This is a genomic window from Mesorhizobium sp. M7D.F.Ca.US.004.03.1.1, from assembly GCF_003998635.1.
GTDB classification, from domain to species: domain Bacteria; phylum Pseudomonadota; class Alphaproteobacteria; order Rhizobiales; family Rhizobiaceae; genus Mesorhizobium; species Mesorhizobium loti.
The window spans coordinates 1-18,766 of sequence record NZ_RZQG01000029.1 but is presented as its reverse complement, the minus strand read 5'-3'; the positions used below and the strand labels follow the sequence as shown (position 1 = coordinate 18,766).

At 61.8% G+C, this 18,766-nt stretch carries 14 protein-coding genes, 1 tRNA gene and 1 pseudogene; 8 read left to right on the top strand and 8 right to left on the bottom strand.

Annotated elements, in window-relative coordinates; genetic code table 11:
* Positions 1–710, top strand: a pseudogene (locus tag EN935_RS03690) (glycogen debranching enzyme GlgX); the annotation flags it as partial.
* Positions 697–2,322 (top strand): alpha-glucosidase family protein, encoded by a 1,626-nt coding sequence (locus tag EN935_RS03685; RefSeq protein ID WP_127264035.1) that lies wholly within the window; start codon positions 697–699, stop codon positions 2,320–2,322. The pseudogene EN935_RS03690 and the gene EN935_RS03685, both read left to right, overlap by 14 nt.
* 14 nt (positions 2,323–2,336) lie before the next feature.
* On the opposite strand, the gene EN935_RS03680 is transcribed toward EN935_RS03685, so the two are convergent.
* The gene (locus EN935_RS03680) at positions 2,337–4,103 is read right to left on the bottom strand and encodes a TadG family pilus assembly protein (RefSeq protein ID WP_127264037.1); all 1,767 of its coding nucleotides are present in this window, start codon (positions 4,101–4,103) and stop codon (positions 2,337–2,339) included.
* Complete coding sequence (locus EN935_RS03675) at positions 4,104–4,529, bottom strand: TadE/TadG family type IV pilus assembly protein (protein WP_109662438.1); 426 nt, start codon at positions 4,527–4,529, stop codon at positions 4,104–4,106.
* 310 nt (positions 4,530–4,839) lie between these two features.
* On the opposite strand from EN935_RS03675, the gene EN935_RS03670 reads away from it, so the two are divergent.
* The 4 genes from EN935_RS03670 (at position 4,840) to EN935_RS03655 (ending at position 10,271) form a co-directional block, all read left to right on the top strand.
* Positions 4,840–6,432: a peptide ABC transporter substrate-binding protein gene (locus EN935_RS03670; protein ID WP_127264039.1), complete on the top strand. Its 1,593-nt coding sequence runs from the start codon at positions 4,840–4,842 to the stop codon at positions 6,430–6,432.
* 164 nt (positions 6,433–6,596) lie between these two features.
* Complete coding sequence (locus EN935_RS03665) at positions 6,597–7,520, top strand: ABC transporter permease subunit (protein WP_109662440.1); 924 nt, start codon at positions 6,597–6,599, stop codon at positions 7,518–7,520.
* Positions 7,513–8,634, top strand: coding sequence for an ABC transporter permease subunit (locus EN935_RS03660; protein ID WP_109662443.1), 1,122 nt, complete (start codon positions 7,513–7,515; stop codon positions 8,632–8,634). The genes EN935_RS03665 and EN935_RS03660 overlap by 8 nt, the downstream gene beginning before the upstream one ends.
* A 17-nt stretch (positions 8,635–8,651) precedes the next feature.
* Entirely contained in the window at positions 8,652–10,271 is a 1,620-nt protein-coding gene (locus EN935_RS03655) for an ABC transporter ATP-binding protein (protein ID WP_109662446.1), read from the top strand.
* A gap of 37 nt (positions 10,272–10,308) precedes the next feature.
* Here the strand turns inward: EN935_RS03655 and EN935_RS03650 are convergent, their stop codons facing one another.
* From EN935_RS03650 to EN935_RS03630, 5 genes are all read right to left on the bottom strand, one after another.
* Positions 10,309–10,653 carry a hypothetical protein gene (locus tag EN935_RS03650; RefSeq protein ID WP_109662448.1) on the bottom strand — a complete coding sequence of 115 codons (345 nt, stop codon included), beginning with the start codon at positions 10,651–10,653 and terminating at the stop codon, positions 10,309–10,311.
* Positions 10,654–10,948: 295 nt separating this feature from the next.
* On the bottom strand, positions 10,949–11,323 hold the full coding sequence (locus tag EN935_RS40650) for a hypothetical protein (protein ID WP_245468845.1): 375 nt from the start codon (positions 11,321–11,323) through the stop codon (positions 10,949–10,951).
* A gap of 69 nt (positions 11,324–11,392) precedes the next feature.
* Complete coding sequence (locus tag EN935_RS03640; protein WP_127264041.1) at positions 11,393–11,608, bottom strand: hypothetical protein; 216 nt, start codon at positions 11,606–11,608, stop codon at positions 11,393–11,395.
* Positions 11,609–12,199: 591 nt separating this feature from the next.
* A complete protein-coding gene (locus EN935_RS03635; protein WP_109662451.1) occupies positions 12,200–12,481 on the bottom strand; it encodes a hypothetical protein in 282 nt (93 codons plus the stop codon).
* A gap of 1,146 nt (positions 12,482–13,627) precedes the next feature.
* Positions 13,628–13,704 (bottom strand) — tRNA-Pro (locus tag EN935_RS03630).
* Between the two features lie 201 nt (positions 13,705–13,905).
* Here EN935_RS03630 and EN935_RS03625 point away from each other — a divergent pair.
* The gene (locus EN935_RS03625) at positions 13,906–15,426 is read left to right on the top strand and encodes a phosphomannomutase/phosphoglucomutase (RefSeq protein WP_127265688.1); all 1,521 of its coding nucleotides are present in this window, start codon (positions 13,906–13,908) and stop codon (positions 15,424–15,426) included.
* A gap of 12 nt (positions 15,427–15,438) precedes the next feature.
* Positions 15,439–17,679, top strand: a complete 2,241-nt coding sequence (locus EN935_RS03620; protein ID WP_127265689.1) for a mannose-1-phosphate guanylyltransferase/mannose-6-phosphate isomerase — start codon at positions 15,439–15,441, stop codon at positions 17,677–17,679.
* Positions 17,680–17,686: 7 nt separating this feature from the next.
* On the opposite strand, the gene betB is transcribed toward EN935_RS03620, so the two are convergent.
* Positions 17,687–18,766, bottom strand: a 1,080-nt coding sequence (betB, locus tag EN935_RS03615) for a betaine-aldehyde dehydrogenase (RefSeq protein ID WP_127373173.1), incomplete at its 5' end; no start/stop codon positions are given.

The window sequence follows — 18,766 nt, the reverse complement described above, 5'->3', positions numbered from 1 at the left end:
GCATGACGCTCGCCGACATCGTGCGCTACGAACACAAGCATAACAAAGCCAATGGCGAGCAGAACCGCGACGGCCACGATGAGAACCTGTCGTGGAACAATGGTGTCGAGGGTGATGCGGACGACCCGGCCGTGGCCGCGGCTCGCCTCAACGACCAGCGTGCGCTGCTCGCCACGCTGTTTGCCTCACGCGGCACCATCATGCTGACCGCGGGCGACGAATTCGGCCGGACCCAGCAAGGCAACAACAACGCCTATGCGCAGGACAACGCGATCACCTGGCTCGACTGGGCCGGCCGCGACCAGGCGCTGGAGCGCTACACGGCGCTGCTCGCGACGCTGCGCCGAGCGATGCCCGCGCTTTCCGACACAGGTTTCCTCACTGGCCAGCCACCGGCAGGTTCGGAGATACCGGACGTCGCATGGCTGACCGAGACAGGCGCGCCGCTCGACGAACAGAGCTGGCAAGATCCGCAGCGGCACCGCCTGGTCATGATCCTGGGCGGCGCCAGCCGCCTTGCCGTCATCATCAACGGCGATCGCCGGGCCTGCATGGTCACGTTGCCCGAGCGCGAAGGATTTTTCTGGGCGCCAGCCCTGGAGACAGGCGATGCAGGGGACATCTCGCGCCCGGTATCGGGGCGGACGGTGATCTTCATGATCGAACGAGCGCAGGCCGGCACAAGGGAGAAGCGCAATGGCGGCAAGTGACGAGGCCGGATGGTGGCGCGGTTGCGTCATCTACCAGATCTATCCGCGCTCCTTCCAGGACACGACCGGCGACGGCAGCGGAGATCTCGCCGGCATTACATCGAGACTCGCCCATGTCGCCTCGCTTGGTGTCGACGCCGTCTGGCTGTCGCCTTTCTTCAAGTCGCCGATGGCCGATATGGGCTATGACGTGTCGGATTACTGCGATGTTGATCCGATGTTCGGCACGCTTGAGGATTTCGATGCGCTGGTCGCCGAAGCGCATCGTCTTGGCCTGAAGATCATCATCGACCAGGTGCTGTCCCATTCATCCGACAAGCACGACTGGTTTGTCGAAAGCCGCGCCAGCCGCGATAACCCTAAGTCCGACTGGTATATCTGGGCCGATACCAAGCCCGATGGCAGCGCGCCCAACAATTGGCTCTCCGTCTTCGGTGGCCCGGCCTGGGAATGGGATTCGACCCGCCGGCAGTATTACATGCACAATTTCCTCGCCTCGCAGCCCGATCTGAATTTCCACAATCCGGAGGTTCAGGACGCGCTTCTGGAAACGGTGCGCTTCTGGCTGGAGCGCGGCGTCGACGGTTTCCGGCTCGACACGGTCAATTACTATGTCCACGACCGCTGGCTGCGCGGCAATCCGCCTTTGGCGTCGAGCGTCGCCGGCACCAACAGCGAGACCAACACCTACCTCTACCAGGAGCATCTGTTCGACAAGACGCAGCCGGAAAACCTGGCATTCCTTCGCCGCTTCAGGGCCCTGCTCGATGAGTACGAGGATCGTGCCGCCGTCGGCGAAATCGGCGATGAAGGCCGCTCATTGCAGACGCTCGCCGCCTACACCTCAGGCCGCGACAAGCTGCATATGTGCTACACCTTCGACCTGCTCGGCCCGCAGTTCTCGGCGACACATGTGCGTGGCTGCGTCGAAGCTTTCGAGGCGACCGTTCCCGATGGCTGGGTCTGCTGGGCGTTTTCCAACCATGATGTGGTGCGCCATGTCAGCCGCTGGACAAGGTCGGGCAGCGATCCCGACGCCATCGCCAGATTCTCGATCACGCTGCTGTCCTGCCTGCGCGGCTCGATCTGCCTCTACGAGGGCGAGGAACTCGGCCTGGAAGAGGCGGAGCTTGCCTATGAGGATCTGCGCGATCCCGTCGGCATCCGCTTCTGGCCGGGCGTCAAGGGCAGGGATGGGTGTCGCACACCGATGGTCTGGGAGGCCGGCGCTGACAATGCGGGTTTCTCGACGGCCAGGCCATGGCTGCCGATACCGGCCAGCCATCGCGCCCGCGCGGTCGACGTCCAGAATGCCGACATGGCATCGGTGCTCGCGTCCTATCGGGCCGCGCTGGCGTTGCGCAGGGGGCACGAGGCGCTGGTATCAGGGTCGATCCGCTTTCTTGACGCTGAGGGCGACGTGCTCGCATTCGTCCGCGAAGGCGGCGGTGAAAGATTGCTCTGTGTCTTCAATTTCGCTGGGGAGCAACGGACTTGGCCGTTGCCGCCTGATGTCGGAGCAATCGCAAAGCTTGACGGCGATGCGGCGGTCATCGACGAGGCCGAACTTTCGTTGCCCGCGCTCGGATACTTCCTTGGTCGCCTCGATTGATGGCTCGGCCGTCTTTACTGGACGAGTACCGAGCGTCCGCAAGTCGCGCCGGTAACCCGCACATCGGCCTCGCCGACACCCACGCCAAGGGCTGAAAGCACATTGTAGAGCAGGTCGTCGACCGGTGCCGTTATACCGTTGAGGACAGCCACCACTGCTGGCTTAACCGTTCCGAGCAGGGCGGTCAGATCGATTCCCAGACCAAGCGCATTGACCGAAAGCGACAGGTTGCTGACCAGCGACGTGGTGAGCGACTGCGTGATGTTGCGCGTCGAAACGGTCTTGATCGTCTTGTTGGTGATATCGGCTGCGTCGAAGGTCAGCGTCGTCGGGTTGTTGTTGGTGATCGCGGTGGCGGCGGAGCCCATCACCTGTATCAGCGGAATGTTGATCAGCAGCAGCTTGAGGCTCACATCCGCGATTTCCGCGTCGGTGAATGTCTGCGGTTGGCTGAAGTCGCCAAAGCCTGAGCTGTTGCTGTTGGCCAGGTGTAGCGAGGCAATGCCTGGGTGCGCGGCGATGGAAACCTTGATGCTGGAAGGCCCTGTCGGACAGGTGATGTCGGTCAGTTTGGCTTCGGCATAGGCGACTTCCACATTGAGCGGCAGATTGACGGCTAGCAGGCTGATGCCGCCACCGAGACCGGGCGTGCCGACTCCGACGGTCGCCACCAGCTTGATACGCGTCTGGGCGGTGCGCACCGTGGTGCCGATTCCACCGACGGCGAGCCAAGGCGAGGATTGCGCCGGCTCGCCAATGGCAATGGTAAGCGTGGTGGCCAAAAGCCCGGGTATGGTGGCTCCGAGATTGACCTGAGCCTGGTTGGTGCCGTTCGCCAGCACGGCGGCGGCGGTCAGCATTCCCATGGCGCTGGCATCGACCCCAAGGCCTGTCGGGGTTTGTCCCAGTCCAAGGCTGCCTGCGGAGCCGAGGTCGACAAGGCTGCTGAGCGGGATCTTGACCGTGCTGGTCGACTTGGAAGCAATCGTCTGCAGGGCGACCTTGGCCGTGTTGCCAAGTCCGGGCACGTTGGCCATGGCGGTAGCAATCTGACCGACGGTCGCCTTGGAGGCCAGCACATCCGAATAGGTGCCGCCGGTCACGTTCACTTGTGTGGCAAGGGCACTTATGAAGGAGAGGACACTGACGTCGGCCGAGATCAATCCGTTGTAGTCCATGACGCTGAGCGAAATGTTGCCGCCGAGAAGACTGCCGAGAAGTGCGTTGAGGATGCCGCCATTGACGCTGGCGAGCCTCGACCCGACCGAGAACGTCGCCTGCGGCGTCATGCTGGCCGTGGCCTGGGTACCGATGACGGGAGAGGGGATCAGCGAACTCGCGAAATAGCGGGCAGGGATCTTCTTCAGGGTCACACGGACGGCATTGTAGGGGGTTACGCTGGCCTGGAAGCGCTGGCTCAAATTGGCGCCGGATGCCGCGTATCGCCCTGGCGTGACCGACACCACGGTTTTCCCGACGGCCGGAGTGATCGTCTGTCCCGAGGTTTCAACGACAACATTTGGCATGCCGTTGTCGGTCAACGTGGTCACGACCGCGGCATTGATGTTGGTGATGTTCGAGGCGGCGGTGATCGCCGCCAGATCCACCATTGCCTGCGCCTCGCGGCGCTCGGTGTAGATCGAAGCTTCGTCGATAGCTACTGCGGCCAGCGCCAGCGCCACCGGCGCCATGAGCGCCGTCATGACGGCGAAATTGGCCTTTCTGTCGCCCAGCATTAACCGGGCAAGCCGGAAGATCTCCTTGCGCTCACGCAGCAACATTCAGATGCCCCCGACCCTGATCGTTGACTGGCGCGTGATCGTGGTGCCTGGCATCGCTATGCCTGGGAAAAGATTCCAGATCGGCAGGTTGCGGGCATCGTATTGGATGGACACGACGAACTGACTTCCATCGGCCACGCTGTCATTGGCCTGGTAGGTCAGCTTGCTGACATCCACGAAAGGATATCCGCCGGCATTGTTGGTGACGAAGCTCGCCACCAGTGTTTGCCGTTCGGTCTGGTTCGTCCCCGCAATGGCTGTCCGGGCGGCGTCCGCCGCGATTTGCTGGATCGAGTTCGCCGCACCGAAATATATGCCGTATGCAACCATACCGAGCAGGATCAGGATGAAGATTGGGGAGAGCAGGGCGAACTCAACCGCCGAAGTTCCCGAAGCATCTATCCGGAATTGGCGGCCTCTGGCCATGGGAGTGAGATTGCGAACCATGGGTCTGAGCATGCCAAAGTTCGCATGCAAAAAGCGAAAACTCTTGGTGCAACCTGCGGCTGTGAATGATTGAAAGCTCGCACTAATTTAGCGGACGTCTTCTTTGACTTCTGGTTCTTGACTTAAGGTCAATCAGTACTCGGTTGAAAAGAGCTTACCTCCTGTCTAGTCTCCTGCCACCAGCCATCGGAGGGAACCGGTGGCGCGCTCAAAGGGGTCAGATATCGGCTCCGGGGCGTCAACACTTAGAAGGCGCGCCGACGGCAGCGCCGACAGGGAGAACTTCATGCTGATGAAAAACATGCTGAAGGCGACGGTGTTCGCCACAACCGTGACGCTGGCCGCCGGCACGTTCTACACGCAGGCTTTCGCCGAGACCGTCTATAACCGCGGCACCGCCGCTGAATCGGAATCGGTCGATCCGCACAAGACCTCGACGGTTTACGAAGCCAATGTCCTGCGCGACCTGTTCCAGGGCCTGGTCATGCAGGACGAGAAGGCCAATGTCATTCCCGGCGCTGCCGAGAGCTGGACAGTGTCGGACGATGGCACCGTCTATACGTTCAAGCTGCGCAAGGACGGCCTCTGGTCGGATGGCAGCCCGGTGACGGCGGATGACTTCGTCTACGCTTTCCACAGGCTGGAAGACCCGGCGACCGGCGCCGAATACGCCTCGATGCTGTATCCGGTGAAGGGTGCGGAAGACTTCAACACCAAGAAGGGCAAGCCCGAGGATATGGGCGTCAAGGCGATTGATGCAAATACCCTGGAAGTCTCGCTCAAAGCGCCGACGCCTTACTTCCTGGAGATGCTGACCCACCAGGCGACCTACCCTGTCAGCAAGGCCTCCATCGAAAAGCTCGGTGCCGACTGGATCAAGCCCGGCAATCTCGTTTCGAACGGCGCCTATACGCTGGCGGAATGGGTTCCCAACGATCACATGAAGCTGGTCAAGAATCCGAAATTCTGGGACGCTGCGACCGTCAAGTTCGACGTCGTCAACTACATCCCGACCGAGGACCGTTCATCGGCAATGAAGCGCTTCGAGGCCGGCGAACTCGACAGCTACGACGATCTCCCGACTGAGCAGCTCGCTGACCTCAAGACCAAGTTTGGCGACCAGATCCACGTCGGCCCGTATCTCGGCACCTATTATTATGCGATCAAGACCGACAAGGCACCGTGGGACAATGTCGAGCTGCGCAACGCCATCTCGATGGCGATCGACCGCGACTTCCTCGCCGAGAAAGTCTGGCAGAACTCGATGCTGCCCGGCTATTCGATGGTGCCTCCCGGCATCGAGGGCTACACGCCGGCAATGGCCAAATACGCCGACATGCCGCAGATCGACCGCGAGGACGCGGCCAAGAAAATCCTCGAGAAACTCGGCTATACACCCGAAAAGCCGCTGAAGATGGAGATCCGCTACAACACTTCGGAGAACCACAAGAACACTGCCGTGGCCATCCAGGAACAGCTGAAGCCGCTTGGCGTCGACGTCACGCTGCTCAACACCGACACCAAGACCCACTACTCCTTCCTCGAGCAGAAGGGCAACTATGACTTGGCACGTGCAGCCTGGATCGCCGACTACAAGGATCCGGAAACCTTCCTCGGCATCTCGCGCAAGGCCAGCGGCAACAATTATTCGGACTACAACAGCCCGGCCTATGAAGCGGCCATGGACAAGGCGGCCGCCGCCGGCGGCAAGCCCGAAGAGCGCATGAAGGAACTTGCCGACGCCGAACGCATCCTCGTCGATGACGTCGGCCAGATCCCGCTTCTCTACTACAGCTACCACGATATCGTTTCCTCGAAGCTGCATGGCTTCGTGGACAACGTGATGGACGTGCATCCGTCCCGCTTCGTCAGCAAGGACTAACTCCCTGGCCAAGCCGTCGCGCCCGAAGGGCGCGGCGGCGATGGTTTGCCATCGCATCGGCCCGGGAACCGGAATCGATTTTCGGCATGTCGGTGCGAAGATTTGAAGGCTAGAGCGCAACCGTCCAGTTGGACGGGCGTTGCTCTGGATCAAGCGGGGCACCGATGCTGCGATACGTATTACGGCGGCTTCTGACCGCCATCCCGACGCTATTTGTCATCGTGACCATGGCGTTTTTCCTGATGCGCGTCGCGCCAGGCGGTCCATTCAACCAGGAGCGGGGGCTGAGTCCCGAGATCAGGGCCAACCTTGAAGCCCAGTTCGGCCTCAACGATCCGCTCTGGCTGCAATTCGTCCACTATCTCGGCAATCTGCTGCGCGGCAATTTCGGCCCGAGCTACAACATGCCGGATTTCACCGTCACCGAACTTTTCGCCAAGGGACTGCCCATTTCGGTTCAGCTCGGGGCCTCGGCATTGATCCTGGCACTTCTGCTCGGGTCCGTGCTTGGTACCATTGCCGCGCTCAACCAGAACAAGCTCGGCGACTATACGGTGATTGCGCTGGCGACCGCCGGCAGCACCATCCCCACCTTCGTCATCGCACCGGTGATCCAGCTCCTGTTCGGGCTGACCTGGAGGCTGTTGCCGATCGGTGGGTGGGGCGATGGTGCTTTCATCAACAAGGTCGGCCCGGTGCTGACGCTCGCTCTGCCGCAGATCGCCATCGTCGCCCGGCTGATGCGCGGCTCGATGATCGAATCCTTGCGGTCTCACCATATTCGCACGGCACGCGCGCTTGGCCTTTCCGACTGGTCGGTGGTGGTCAAGCACGCGTTGCGCGGTGCCATCCTGCCGATCGTCTCCTTCACCGGCCCGGCAGCGGCGGCATTGCTGACCGGCTCGGTCATCGTCGAGACGATCTTCTCCATTCCGGGCGTCGGCCGCTATTTCGTCGATGCCGCGCTCAACCGCGACTACACGCTGGTGATGGGAACGGTGGTGGTGATCGCCATCTTCACCATCGTCTTCAACCTGATCGTCGACGTCATGTACGCGGTCGTCGACCCGAGGGTGCGCTATGACTGACATCGCAGCCACGGCTCCCGCCGTCATCGGCCGCTCGCTCTGGGGTGATGCCTGGGCGCGCCTCAAGGCCAATCGCGCCGCCATGTTCAGCCTGTATTACCTCGCCCTGATCGGTGTCGTCAGCGTGTTCGGGCCCTGGTTCGTGCCGCATCAATACACCACCATCTATGCCGACTATGTGCGCATGCCGCCGAGCATGTCGGCCTATCCGAAGGCCGACATGATCGAGACGGCGCTCACCGAAGCGATCAAGCGCATGCGGGTCGACATCAAGGAGTGGCGGCAGGAAGGCAACCAGGTCTTCGTCACCGTCAAGTCGACCAAGCCGATCGACGACCGCAACATCCGCTATCTCGACCGCTCCGATGCCTTTGACGACACCAAGATCGAGAGCAAGTCGCCCGACGGCCTCGAAGTGACGATGAGCGCGTCGATAAAGCAGCAATATTTCCTGTTCGGCACCGACAACACCGGCCGCGATCTTCTCTCGCGCACGCTGATGGCCGGGCGCATATCGCTGGCCATCGGCCTGCTCGCTGGCGTCGTGGCGGTGGTCATCGGCGTGGTCTACGGGGCCGCTGCCGGCTTTGCCGGCGGCAAGGTCGACGAGGTGATGATGCGCATCGTCGACGTGCTCTATTCCTTGCCCTTCATCTTCTTCGTCATCATGCTGGTGGTGTTCTTCGGCCGCAACTTCGTGCTGATGTTCCTGGCGGTCGGCGCCGTGCTGTGGCTCGACATGGCGCGCATCGTGCGCGGCCAGGCGCTGTCGATCCGCCGCCAGGAATATGTCCAGGCCGCGGAAGCCATGGGCGTCGGCCAGAGCGGTATACTGCTGCGCCACGTCATCCCCAATCTGCTCGGCCCGGTGGTGATCTACATGACGCTGCTGGTGCCGCAGGTCATCATCCTGGAGAGTTTCCTGTCGTTCCTCGGGCTCGGCGTGCAGGAGCCGATGACCAGTTGGGGCGTGCTGATCTCGGTCGGCGCCAAGAACATCGGCACCGCCAACTGGCTGCTCCTGTTTCCAGCCTTCTTCCTTGTCTCGACGCTGTTCGCGCTGAACTTCGTCGGCGACGGCCTGCGCGACGCACTCGACCCGAGAGATCGATAAAGATGGGGATCGCTGAAATGGCTGCTTCCGAAACGATCCTCAGCGTCAAAGACCTGCGTGTTCGCTTCCGCACGCTCGATGGCGCGGTCGAGGCGGTCAAGGGCATCAACATCCACGTCAACGCGGGCGAAACCGTTGCCGTGGTCGGCGAATCCGGATCCGGCAAGAGCCAGACGATGATGGCGGCGATGAGCCTGCTGGCATCGAATGGCGAAGCGACAGGCAGTGTCGATTATCGCGGCCGCAATCTTCTGACTTTAAGCAAATCCGAGCTGAACAAGGTCCGCGGCGCCAAGATCAGCATGATCTTCCAGGAGCCGATGACCTCGCTCGATCCGCTCTATTCGATTGGGAACCAGCTGATCGAACCGATCCGACGGCATCGGGGCCTGAATGCTGCGGAGGCGCACGAAGAGGCGCTCAAGCTGCTGCGGCTGGTGCATATCCCCGATCCCGAGCGACGGATGAAATCCTATCCGCACGAAATGTCCGGCGGCCAGCGCCAGCGTGTCATGATCGCCATGGCGCTTGCCAACGACCCTGACATATTGATCGCCGACGAGCCGACGACGGCGCTCGACGTGACGATCCAGGCGCAGATCCTGATGCTTTTGGCCGAATTGCAGCGCAAGCTCGGCATGGCGATCGTCTTCATCACCCATGATCTTGGCATCGTCCGGCGCTTTGCCGACCGGGTCTATGTCATGCGTCAGGGCGAGGTTGTCGAGGAGGGGGAGGCCGAAGCCATCTTCGTCAACCCGCAACATGCCTATACGAAAATGCTGCTGGCGGCCGAGCCGACCGGCAGCAAGGCACCGCCGCCCGCCAATGCCCCGGTGCTGCTCGAAGGCAGGAATGTCGAGGTGACGTTCAAGATCGGCGGCGGCTTTCTTGCCGGTGAGCCGCTGATGCTACGTGCCGTCGACCACATTTCGATCAGGCTGCAGCGCAACCAGACCATCGGCATCGTCGGTGAATCCGGCTCCGGCAAATCGACCCTCGGCCGCGCCCTGCTGCGGCTGTTGCCGAGCGACGGCCTGATCCGTTTTGGCGATCGCGACATCTCCCAGGCCGACCGGCAGGCGATGCGGCCGCTGCGACGCCAGATGCAACTCGTCTTCCAGGACCCGTTCGGCTCGCTGTCGCCGCGCATGACTGTCGGCCAGGTCATCACCGAAGGGCTGCTGGTGCACGAGCCGAATCTTTCGGGCAAGCAACGCGACCTGCGTGCGGTCGAGGCCCTGCGCGAGGTCGGCCTCGATCCCAATGCCCGCAACCGCTATCCGCACGAATTCTCCGGCGGCCAGCGACAGCGCATCGCCATTGCCCGCGCCATGATCCTGAAGCCCAAGCTGGTGGTGCTGGATGAGCCGACCTCGGCGCTCGACCGCTCGGTGCAGAAACAGATCGTCGAACTGCTGCGCAAGCTGCAGGCAGATCACGAACTGTCCTACCTCTTCATTAGCCACGATCTGTCGGTCGTGCGCGCCATGGCCGACTACATCATTGTCATGAAGCAGGGCAAGATCGTTGAGGAGGGGCCGACCGAGGCGATCTTCAGCAATCCGCAGCACGTCTACACTCAGACGCTGATGGCCGCGGCGATCGACGTCACGCGGTTTCGCCTGAGCGCCTGAGCCACTGGAAGGCAGTAGCCGCAGATGGTCTGTTCACTCAGTCCGTTGACCGCGGGCACTTGTTTGCCCGTACCGCGACCATGGCATCTTGTTGCTGCTTCAGCCGGTCGATCCTGGCCGTTTCGCGGCCGGCGACTGCGGTCTTCACGCGCGAGCCGCCCAGCAGCCAGCGCGGAACACTGGTGTTCACGACCTTGCCGCGGGTGATTGCGGTTTGCGAGATGTTACGGGCAATGTCTCCCAGCGCGCTGTTGAGCTCGGTGCATGTCATCGAATCGTATTTCGCCGGATCGACGGTTCTGCTGATCGATGAACAGCCAGCGACAAGAAACAGTGCAATCATCAGGGCCGGTGGCAAGGCTGTCGTCGAATTCAAATTCATGTCGCATCCGGCTCGCCGTTTCATCGACCCATAGTATCCACCGAACTATCTAGGGCCGAAGGCCATTTCGTCAAAGTTTGCGACTGCGAAGGACCCTGCCACTGCGCTCAGCCTTACCGGCTAAGGCAGGAACATTCTCGGGCACTCGAAGTTGGTACCCGTCGAGTGCTTTAATTCAATCACTGGTAAACGGAGAGAGCCCGTCTCGGCTGACGCCGGGGCGGGCTTTTCGCGCATTTTGGTGATCTCCGGCCACAACGGTTGTCGGGCTGTTTATTCAATTCCCTAGAAATTCTCACGCTGCTTCGGCGACGATTGTAGTCGGGGCGTAACCGCCGAGCACTGCCTGGGCGATGTCGGTCTCATTTTCATCGACATGAGCCGTCACCAAAACGATCCCCTCAGCACTACTGCGATCATCCGTCTTCACGGCTGTCACGGTGAATGTTCCAAGCAGGCCGCCAGCAATGCCGCCGCAGACCGCACCTGCGACCGCTGTCGCCCATACGCTCGCAGCACTGATGCCGTCGGCTGCAACTGCGCTCAGGCAGGTCAACCCGCCAGCGGCAGCGCCAAGGATGGCCCCCAAAGCGGAAGCCCACAGAGATCCCACTTCGTCATTGTAAGGTCCGATGACGGCAATCTGTACCCGAGGAATTCCGGCCGCCACAAGGTCGCCGGCGACCCGGGCCGCTTGGGCATGGGAATCAAAAAGTCTGCTGATTGTTGGCATGGTCACTCAAGGCTTTTGGCTATTCGGCAGCGTGTCGGTGACGAAGGATGCGGCAATCAGGTCGTCGCTTTCAATTCGGCCCTGGCGGTCCCCCATGATGGCAGCGACCTTGTGGAAGGCCTTCATTTCGCACTCGGTAATTTGGGCCTCCTCCATCTTGGCCTTGAGGTCAGCGACGCGCATCCCCAAGGCATGGGATCTTGCAGTCTCAATGTTCGACATGATGATGGTCATCCGTTTCATTTTTGATGGTCTTTGCGCCCAACCAACCGAACTTGGGGCAAGTGCAAAAGGTTCCCAGGTCGGGCTTCGGTCGGGCAGGGAACCGGACCTAAGTCCGATCGCAAAACGCAATGGTCTTATCTGGGATGTCGCTCGGAACGGCCACTGCTTGCGATCGTTGTCCGCTGCACGTTTGCGGGAGGAAGCTGATGGAGAGGAGTGTTGGCCAAGCGCGCTGGTTGCTCGCACCGGTCTTCGCCGTGGCCATCACCTTCATGGTGATGGGCATAGTTCTTGGCTGAGCATCCCGGAGGTCGCCCACGAGTTTTACACATCGGCGCTGTTATGTCCCTTCCTGCGCTGATAGGGTTCGCTCGCTGTACCTGTGTGGCGGGCGAACCCTCAACTTTCACGAGCGGCAGCTCGTAGCATTCAGGCGAGTCAGATTCTGTGAGCTTTCGGACGGCGCGTCGGCAAATGGTTTGTCGGTCACGCCAGCATTCAATTTGATCCAGAGATCCAAAATTTGTCGGCTGGGCGCGTCAAGGAAAAACGACCCGACTCCCAAGAGCCGGGCCGTGGGTCGGGGGATCAGTAGCCGTCGTTTTCGATCACCACCGGGCGGTGGTGGCGGTGAGTGGAGACGGAGCCTGTCACGACGACGGTGTCTCGACGATGATGCCGGCGCCCATGGTCATAGAACGCAACCTCGCCGTGGCGGCGATGGTGCAAGCGCTGGCCATCTTCGTTGATGATCTTGACGCTGTTTTGGTGTCGATGGTGGGTTCTGATAACCACATCGGCCTCGGCTGCCGAAGCCATAACGGGCAATCCCATGGAAAGCGCCAACGCGCACATGATCATTGTTTTCATTGCAGTTTCTCCATTTCCTTAATTAGCCCTTCGTTGGATAACTGCCTCTGATCACTTTGGTTCCGGCCTTCCAACGACCAGCCCGAACACTTGCGGCAAGTCGAAGAACGGGCGATCGCCTCGCCTCTCGCTGATGACACTTGCAAAGAACGATCTGCCTCGCCGCATCAGTCTCGCCCACGTCAGGCAGCACAACGATCTGTCCCCAAAAATCGCAATATCTGGCCACTGCCTCCGGCAGTTCCTTGCTGCGCATGCCGGAGATGGTAGCGACATCACCTTCGCGACAGTTGGTCTTTCCGGAGAACTGCGCAGCCGCCGCCACTATTTCGCTTGACCGCTCGTCGCCCGCCTGGGAGGGCGCGCGGGAGGCAGGCCAGCGCAACGGCTGTTGTGAGAACCAATTTGCGCATGATGCCTCCGAGCCTGACCGGCATTCTGTTGCTGCAATTCACCGGACCTTCGCTCGACCTGGCCAAACGATGGAACATTAGGCGAGCCTAATGGTTCTATTTCTCACAGCCGGCACGGTTTGTCGTCTGCTGCAGATCAGTCGGCAAAGGCTGGTCGGCCCGCGTTCTCCGCCAGAGGCGCGGGCATCCCCGAGGCAACAGGAGAGAGATTATGAACAACATCATTTGGCTCGTCGGAGCGGTGGTCATCGTCCTAGCGATATTGAGCTTTTTCGGCCTTCGTTAAGCGCGACGTGAGCGATGTCCATCGACCCTCTATCTGAATGTGATCAGCCGAAGCGGACACTGCGAAAGCGCCGCAAGCGGCCGGCCGAAGATCGACACGATGGCAGGGATGGCATTGCCTCTGTGCCATCCGAGGAAAAGAGCTTTCGCATCTGGTTCCTGTCCAATGAAACAGGCATCACCGCGGATCAGGCTTGCGAACTTGTCGACAGGATCGAGACAGACGGCGCGGCATTGTTGAATGCCGCGCGGCTCATGAAAATTCACTCGCAATGACCGGCAAACCTGTAGTCGTCGGCGACTTCGAGAAGCTCACTGGCGCGACGTGCTGACAACGAAAGACAAGACTCCCAGCCTGTCTCCCCAAGGAGCAAGCCATCTCGCTTGTTTTCAGGCGGGATATCAGGTTGAGCGCCAAAGTCGGGATGCGCTAACACTTTGTTTTTTCTGGTCGGAGTGGCAGGATTTGAACCTGCGACCCCCTCGTCCCGAACGAGGTGCGCTACCAGGCTGCGCTACACTCCGTGACCAGACCGCGGGCTTATAGCCGCCACATCTCGTTCCTGCAAGCGGCAATGGCAGCGCTTCTGTCGCATTTCGTCCGCTTTCTCAGGGCATTTCCGCAAGGCCCGGATTTCGGTCCGGGATAAACGTGGCTTAAAGCCTTGTGTGCTAAGCCTCAGCTCTCGATAGATCGTATTTTCTGCCGCCTGGAGTTCTGCTGTCTTGCCCCCAAAAATCGTTGGCGACGCCCGGCCCAACAGTTTCGAATTCGAAACCGAAGCGCTGATCAAGGCGTCCGGCTTTCGCGAATATGACGCGCGCTGGTGGTTCGGCCGTCCCGGCTCCGCGCAACTGCCGGAGCTCAACCTGATCGGCGTCCAGGCGCTCGGCATGGGGCTTGGCACGCTGATTCGCCGTCTCGGCGCCGGTCCGGATATCGTCACCGGACATGATTTTCGCGCCTATTCGCTGTCGATCAAGCTGGCGCTGGTGTCCGGACTGATGGCGGCGGGCGCTCGCGTGAGGGATATCGGCCTGGCGTTGTCGCCGATGGCCTATTTCGCTCAGTTTGCCTTGGATACGCCCTCGGTCGCCATGGTCACCGCTTCGCACAACGAGAATGGCTGGACAGGCGTCAAGATGGGCGCGGCGCGGCCGCTGACTTTTGGTCCCGAAGAGATGAGCGCGCTGAAGGCGATCGTGCTGGGCGGCGATTTCGACCTTGTCGGCGGCGGCTCCTATGATTTCGTCCATGATTTTCGCGCGACCTATCTCGACGATCTGACCCGCGACAAGCGCATCACGCGAAAGCTGAAAGTGGTCGCCGCTTGCGGCAACGGCACCGCCGGCGCCTTTGCCCCGCAAGCGCTGCAGCGCATCGGCTGCGAGGTCATCCCGCTCGATGTCGAACTCGATCATACCTTCCCGCGCTACAATCCCAATCCTGAGGACATGCGGATGCTGCATGCCATCAGGGACAAGGTGCTGGAGACCGGTGCCGATGTCGGCCTTGGCTTCGACGGCGATGGTGATCGCTGCGGTGTTGTCGACAATGAAGGCAACGAGATTTTTGCCGATAAGGTCGGTGTGATGCTGGCGCGGGATATTTCGAGCCAGCATCCGGGCTCGACCTTCGTCGTCGACGTCAAGTCGACCGGCCTGTTCAACACAGATAGCGTGCTGCGTGCCAACGGCGCCGTCACCGATTACTGGAAGACCGGCCACTCCTACATCAAGCGCCGCGTCGCCGAGCTTGGCGCGGTCGCCGGTTTCGAAAAGTCGGGCCATTTCTTCTTCAACCCGCCGATCGGCCGCGGTTACGACGACGGTCTGGTCACCGCCATCGCCATCTGCCAGATGCTGGATCGCAGCCCCGGCAGTTCGATGGCCGATCTCTACCGCGCGCTGCCGCTGACCTTCGGCACGCCAACCATGTCGCCGCACTGCGCGGACGATGTGAAGTATGGCGTGGTCGAGCGGGTGGTTGCCGACTTTCAGGCCATGAAGCGGGACGGAATGGTTTTCGCCGGCCAGAAGATCGCAGATCTCATCACCGTCAACGGCGTGCGTGTCGTCGCCGAGGACGGCACCTGGGGGCTGGTTCGCGCCTCGTCAAACAAGCCGGAGCTCGTGGTGGTCGTCGAAAGCCCGGTATCGTCGCAGCGTCGCCGGCAGATGTTCGACGCCGTCGACGCCGTGCTGCGCCGCAGCCCCGAAGTCGGTGCCTACAATCAGACGTTTTGAAATGGTAATCGAATGACCGAGCGGATTGTCAGTTTTGTCATGAGCGGTGGCGTCGGCTCGCGGTTGTGGCCGCTGTCGCGCGAGGACAATCCCAAGCAGTTCCACGATCTGTCAGGCAACGGCTCGATGCTGGCCAAGACCTTGCGCCGGCTGACGGCCCGACCGGAAGGCGAAACGCCGATCTTCCTGATCGCCGCGGAGCGCCATGCCGATCGTGTCCACGCCGATCTTGCTGGTCTTGACCTCGCGGGCGGCGGTCCGCTGTTCGAGCCGACGGGGCGCAACACAGCCGCCGCCGTGGCGCTGGCGACGCTGCGCACACTGTCCGAGTTCGGCGACAGCCTGGTGCTGGTGGTGCCGTCGGACCATGAGATATCGACCCCGCGCCAATTCTGGCAGAGCGTAGAAGCCGGCACCGAGGCAGCACGCGAGGGCAGGCTGGTGGTGTTCGGCATCAAGCCGACACAGCCCGAGACCGGCTACGGCTATATCGAGGTCGCGACCGAAAGCGGCGGCCCCTTCGACGTGTCGCGCTTCGTCGAAAAGCCGGATATTGCGACCGCGCAAACTTATCTCAAGGCCGGAACTTTCTACTGGAACACCGGCATCTTCCTGTTTCGCGCCGGCGCCATGCGTGACGCCTTTATGGCGTTCCAGCCTGATATCTGGCAGGCCACCGAAGCAGCCTACAAGGCAGCGACATCGGACCTGTCCGGCCTCTACATGCCGCTTGAACTCTACGCCGCCATCCCGTCGAACTCGATCGACTACGCCATCATGGAGCGGGCAAGAGACATCGCCATGGTGCCGGCAGGCTTCCGCTGGAACGATCTCGGCTCGTGGCAGTCACTGCTCGATGTCGGCCCCGCCGACAACCAGGGCAATGTCATCATTGGCGATGTCGTCGCCATCGATTGCGAAAATTCCTACATCCGCAGTGACGGCCGCCTGCTGTCGGCGATCGGCATGAAGGACGTCGCCATCGTCTCGACATCGGACGCCACCTTCGTCGCCCCGGTCAGCCACAGCCAGCACGTCAAGAAGATCGTCGAGCAACTCGAAAAATCGGGCCGGCTGGAAACCAGGTTCACGCCGGCGCAAGACCGCGTCATCGAAAGCGGCGCCTGGCGCCGGCGCGTGCACCACTGGCTGTTTCAGGAGACCTTGCCGCTGTGGTCGACATCAGGCGTCGACGAACGCCATGGTGGTTTTCATGAGGCGCTCGGCCTGGACGCCTCACCGCTGATGAAGCCCAAGCGCATGCGCACCATGGCAAGGCAGGTCTATGCCTTCGCCGTCGCCCGGGCGCGCGGCTGGGACGGTCCGGCCGACCGGTTGATCAGCCACGGCATCGCCTTCATGGCCGGGAAGGGCCGCACCGACAGGGGTGGCTGGGTTCGCACGCTGAATGTCGACGGTTCCGTCGCCGACGCCACCGAGGATGCCTACGATCATTCCTGCGTACTCCTGGCACTGGCGCATGCGCATATGTCGGGCAATCCCGACGCCTTGCGGCTCGGCGAGGAAACCCTCGCCTTTCTTGATGCGCATCTCGAAGACAGCCGCATGACCGGCTTCCTCGAAACATCGGACGGCAAAGGCGAGCGCCGCTCCAACCCGCACATGCACCTGCTCGAAGCTTTCATGGCCTGGCATCAGGCCACAGGCGAGCGCGCCCATCTGCGCCGCGCGGCGCGCATCATCGACCTCTTCCGCAGTCATTTCTTCGATCCGGAAAGCTGGACGCTTGGCGAGTATTTCGATGCCGAATGGAAACCCTCCGCCGGCGAGAAAGGCTCATGGACCGAGCCCGGCCACCATTTCGAATGGGCCTCATTGCTGGTCGATTTCGCCGGGCGCAGCGGCCAGGCCGAGTTGAGCGGCTTTGCCAGGAAACTCTATGCCTCGGCCATCGCCAATGGCCTCAACCGCGCCACCGGCCTTGCTTATGGCGCCGTCTCGCGGCAGGGCCTGCCGCTCGACCTGATATCACGCAGCTGGCCGCAGGCCGAAGCGGTGAAGGCGGCGATCGCGCTGGACGGTTCGGGTGGCCCTGACCTCAAGCCGGAGATCGAGGCACGCGTCGGCAGGCTGTTCCGCTGGCACATCGACCCGGCGCCGCTCGGCCTGTGGATCGACCGCATCGACGAGCGCGGCCGCTCGCTGGCGACGGATGTGCCGGCCAGCATCTTTTATCATCTGGTCTGTGCGCTGACGCAATATCTGGACAGCACATCAGACAAAGCCGCGTAGGATCGGCTCAGTAAGGGCTCGCCACGTCGCCCGTCTCGACATAGATCGACTTCAGCTGTGAATAGAGCGCCAGCGCCGCCAGAGAATTCTCACGACCGATGCCTGACTGCTTGAAGCCGCCGAACGGGATCTCCACCGGCGTCAGATTGTAGGCGTTGATCCAGCAGGTACCGGCCTGCAGCTCGGCGATGACGCGGTGGGCGCGCGGCAGGTCGCGCGTGAAGACGCCGGCGGCGAGACCGAATTCGGTGTCGTTGGCGCGGTCGATCACCTCGTCCTCGCCGTCGAATTTCAACACGCTCATCACTGGCCCGAAAATTTCTTCACGGGCGATGCGCATGCCATCGGTGACGCCGGTGAACACCGTCGGCTCGACGAAGAACCCGCCCTGAAAACCCTGCAACGTAGGCACATTGCCGCCACAGGCGAGAACGGCGCCATCCTGCTTGCCGATGTCGATATAGCCGACCACCTTGTCGTGCTGCGCCTTGGAGACCAGCGGGCCCATCTGGGTTTCGGGATCGAGCGGATCGCCGATGCGGATTTTTTTGGTCCGCGCTATCAGACGGTCGACAAAGCGGTCGTGGATGCCGCTCTGCACGAAGACGCGCGTGCCGTTAGAGCAGATCTGGCCGGTCGAATAGAAATTGCCGAGCATGGCGCCGCCGATGGCGTTCTCGATGTCGGCATCGTCGAAGACGATCAGCGGCGACTTGCCGCCGAGCTCCATCGTCGCGTGCTTCATTTTCGAGCCGGCGAGCGACAGCACCTTGCGGCCGGTCGGGACGGAGCCAGTCATCGAGACCTTGGCGACGACATCGTGGCCGACAAGCCCGGCGCCGACATCGCCATAGCCCTGCACCACATTGAACAGCCCATCGGGCAGGCCGGCCTCGCTGTAGATCTCGGCCAGCGCCAGCGCCGACAGCGGCGTGTTTTCCGATGGCTTGAACACCATGGCGTTGCCCATGGCGAGCGCAGGTGCTGATTTCCAGCCGGCGATCTGGATCGGGTAGTTCCAAGCGCCGATGCCGACACAGACGCCGAGGGCCTCGCGCCTTGTGTAGGCGAAGGGCCCGCCGAGATC

Bases quoted from the DNA above. Each gene is read 5' to 3' on its own strand.
- EN935_RS03665 (WP_109662440.1), top strand. From the start codon at position 6,597: ATGCTGCGATACGTATTACGGCGGCTTCTGACCGCCATCCCGACGCTA.
- EN935_RS03685 (WP_127264035.1), top strand. From the start codon at position 697: ATGGCGGCAAGTGACGAGGCCGGATGGTGGCGCGGTTGCGTCATCTAC.
- EN935_RS03655 (WP_109662446.1), top strand. From the start codon at position 8,652: ATGGCTGCTTCCGAAACGATCCTCAGCGTCAAAGACCTGCGTGTTCGC.
- EN935_RS03620 (WP_127265689.1), top strand. From the start codon at position 15,439: ATGACCGAGCGGATTGTCAGTTTTGTCATGAGCGGTGGCGTCGGCTCG.
- EN935_RS03660 (WP_109662443.1), top strand. From the start codon at position 7,513: ATGACTGACATCGCAGCCACGGCTCCCGCCGTCATCGGCCGCTCGCTC.
- EN935_RS03640 (WP_127264041.1), bottom strand. From the start codon at position 11,608: ATGTCGAACATTGAGACTGCAAGATCCCATGCCTTGGGGATGCGCGTC.
- EN935_RS03680 (WP_127264037.1), bottom strand. From the start codon at position 4,103: ATGTTGCTGCGTGAGCGCAAGGAGATCTTCCGGCTTGCCCGGTTAATG.
- EN935_RS03635 (WP_109662451.1), bottom strand. From the start codon at position 12,481: ATGAAAACAATGATCATGTGCGCGTTGGCGCTTTCCATGGGATTGCCC.
- EN935_RS03650 (WP_109662448.1), bottom strand. From the start codon at position 10,653: ATGAATTTGAATTCGACGACAGCCTTGCCACCGGCCCTGATGATTGCA.
- EN935_RS03675 (WP_109662438.1), bottom strand. From the start codon at position 4,529: ATGGCCAGAGGCCGCCAATTCCGGATAGATGCTTCGGGAACTTCGGCG.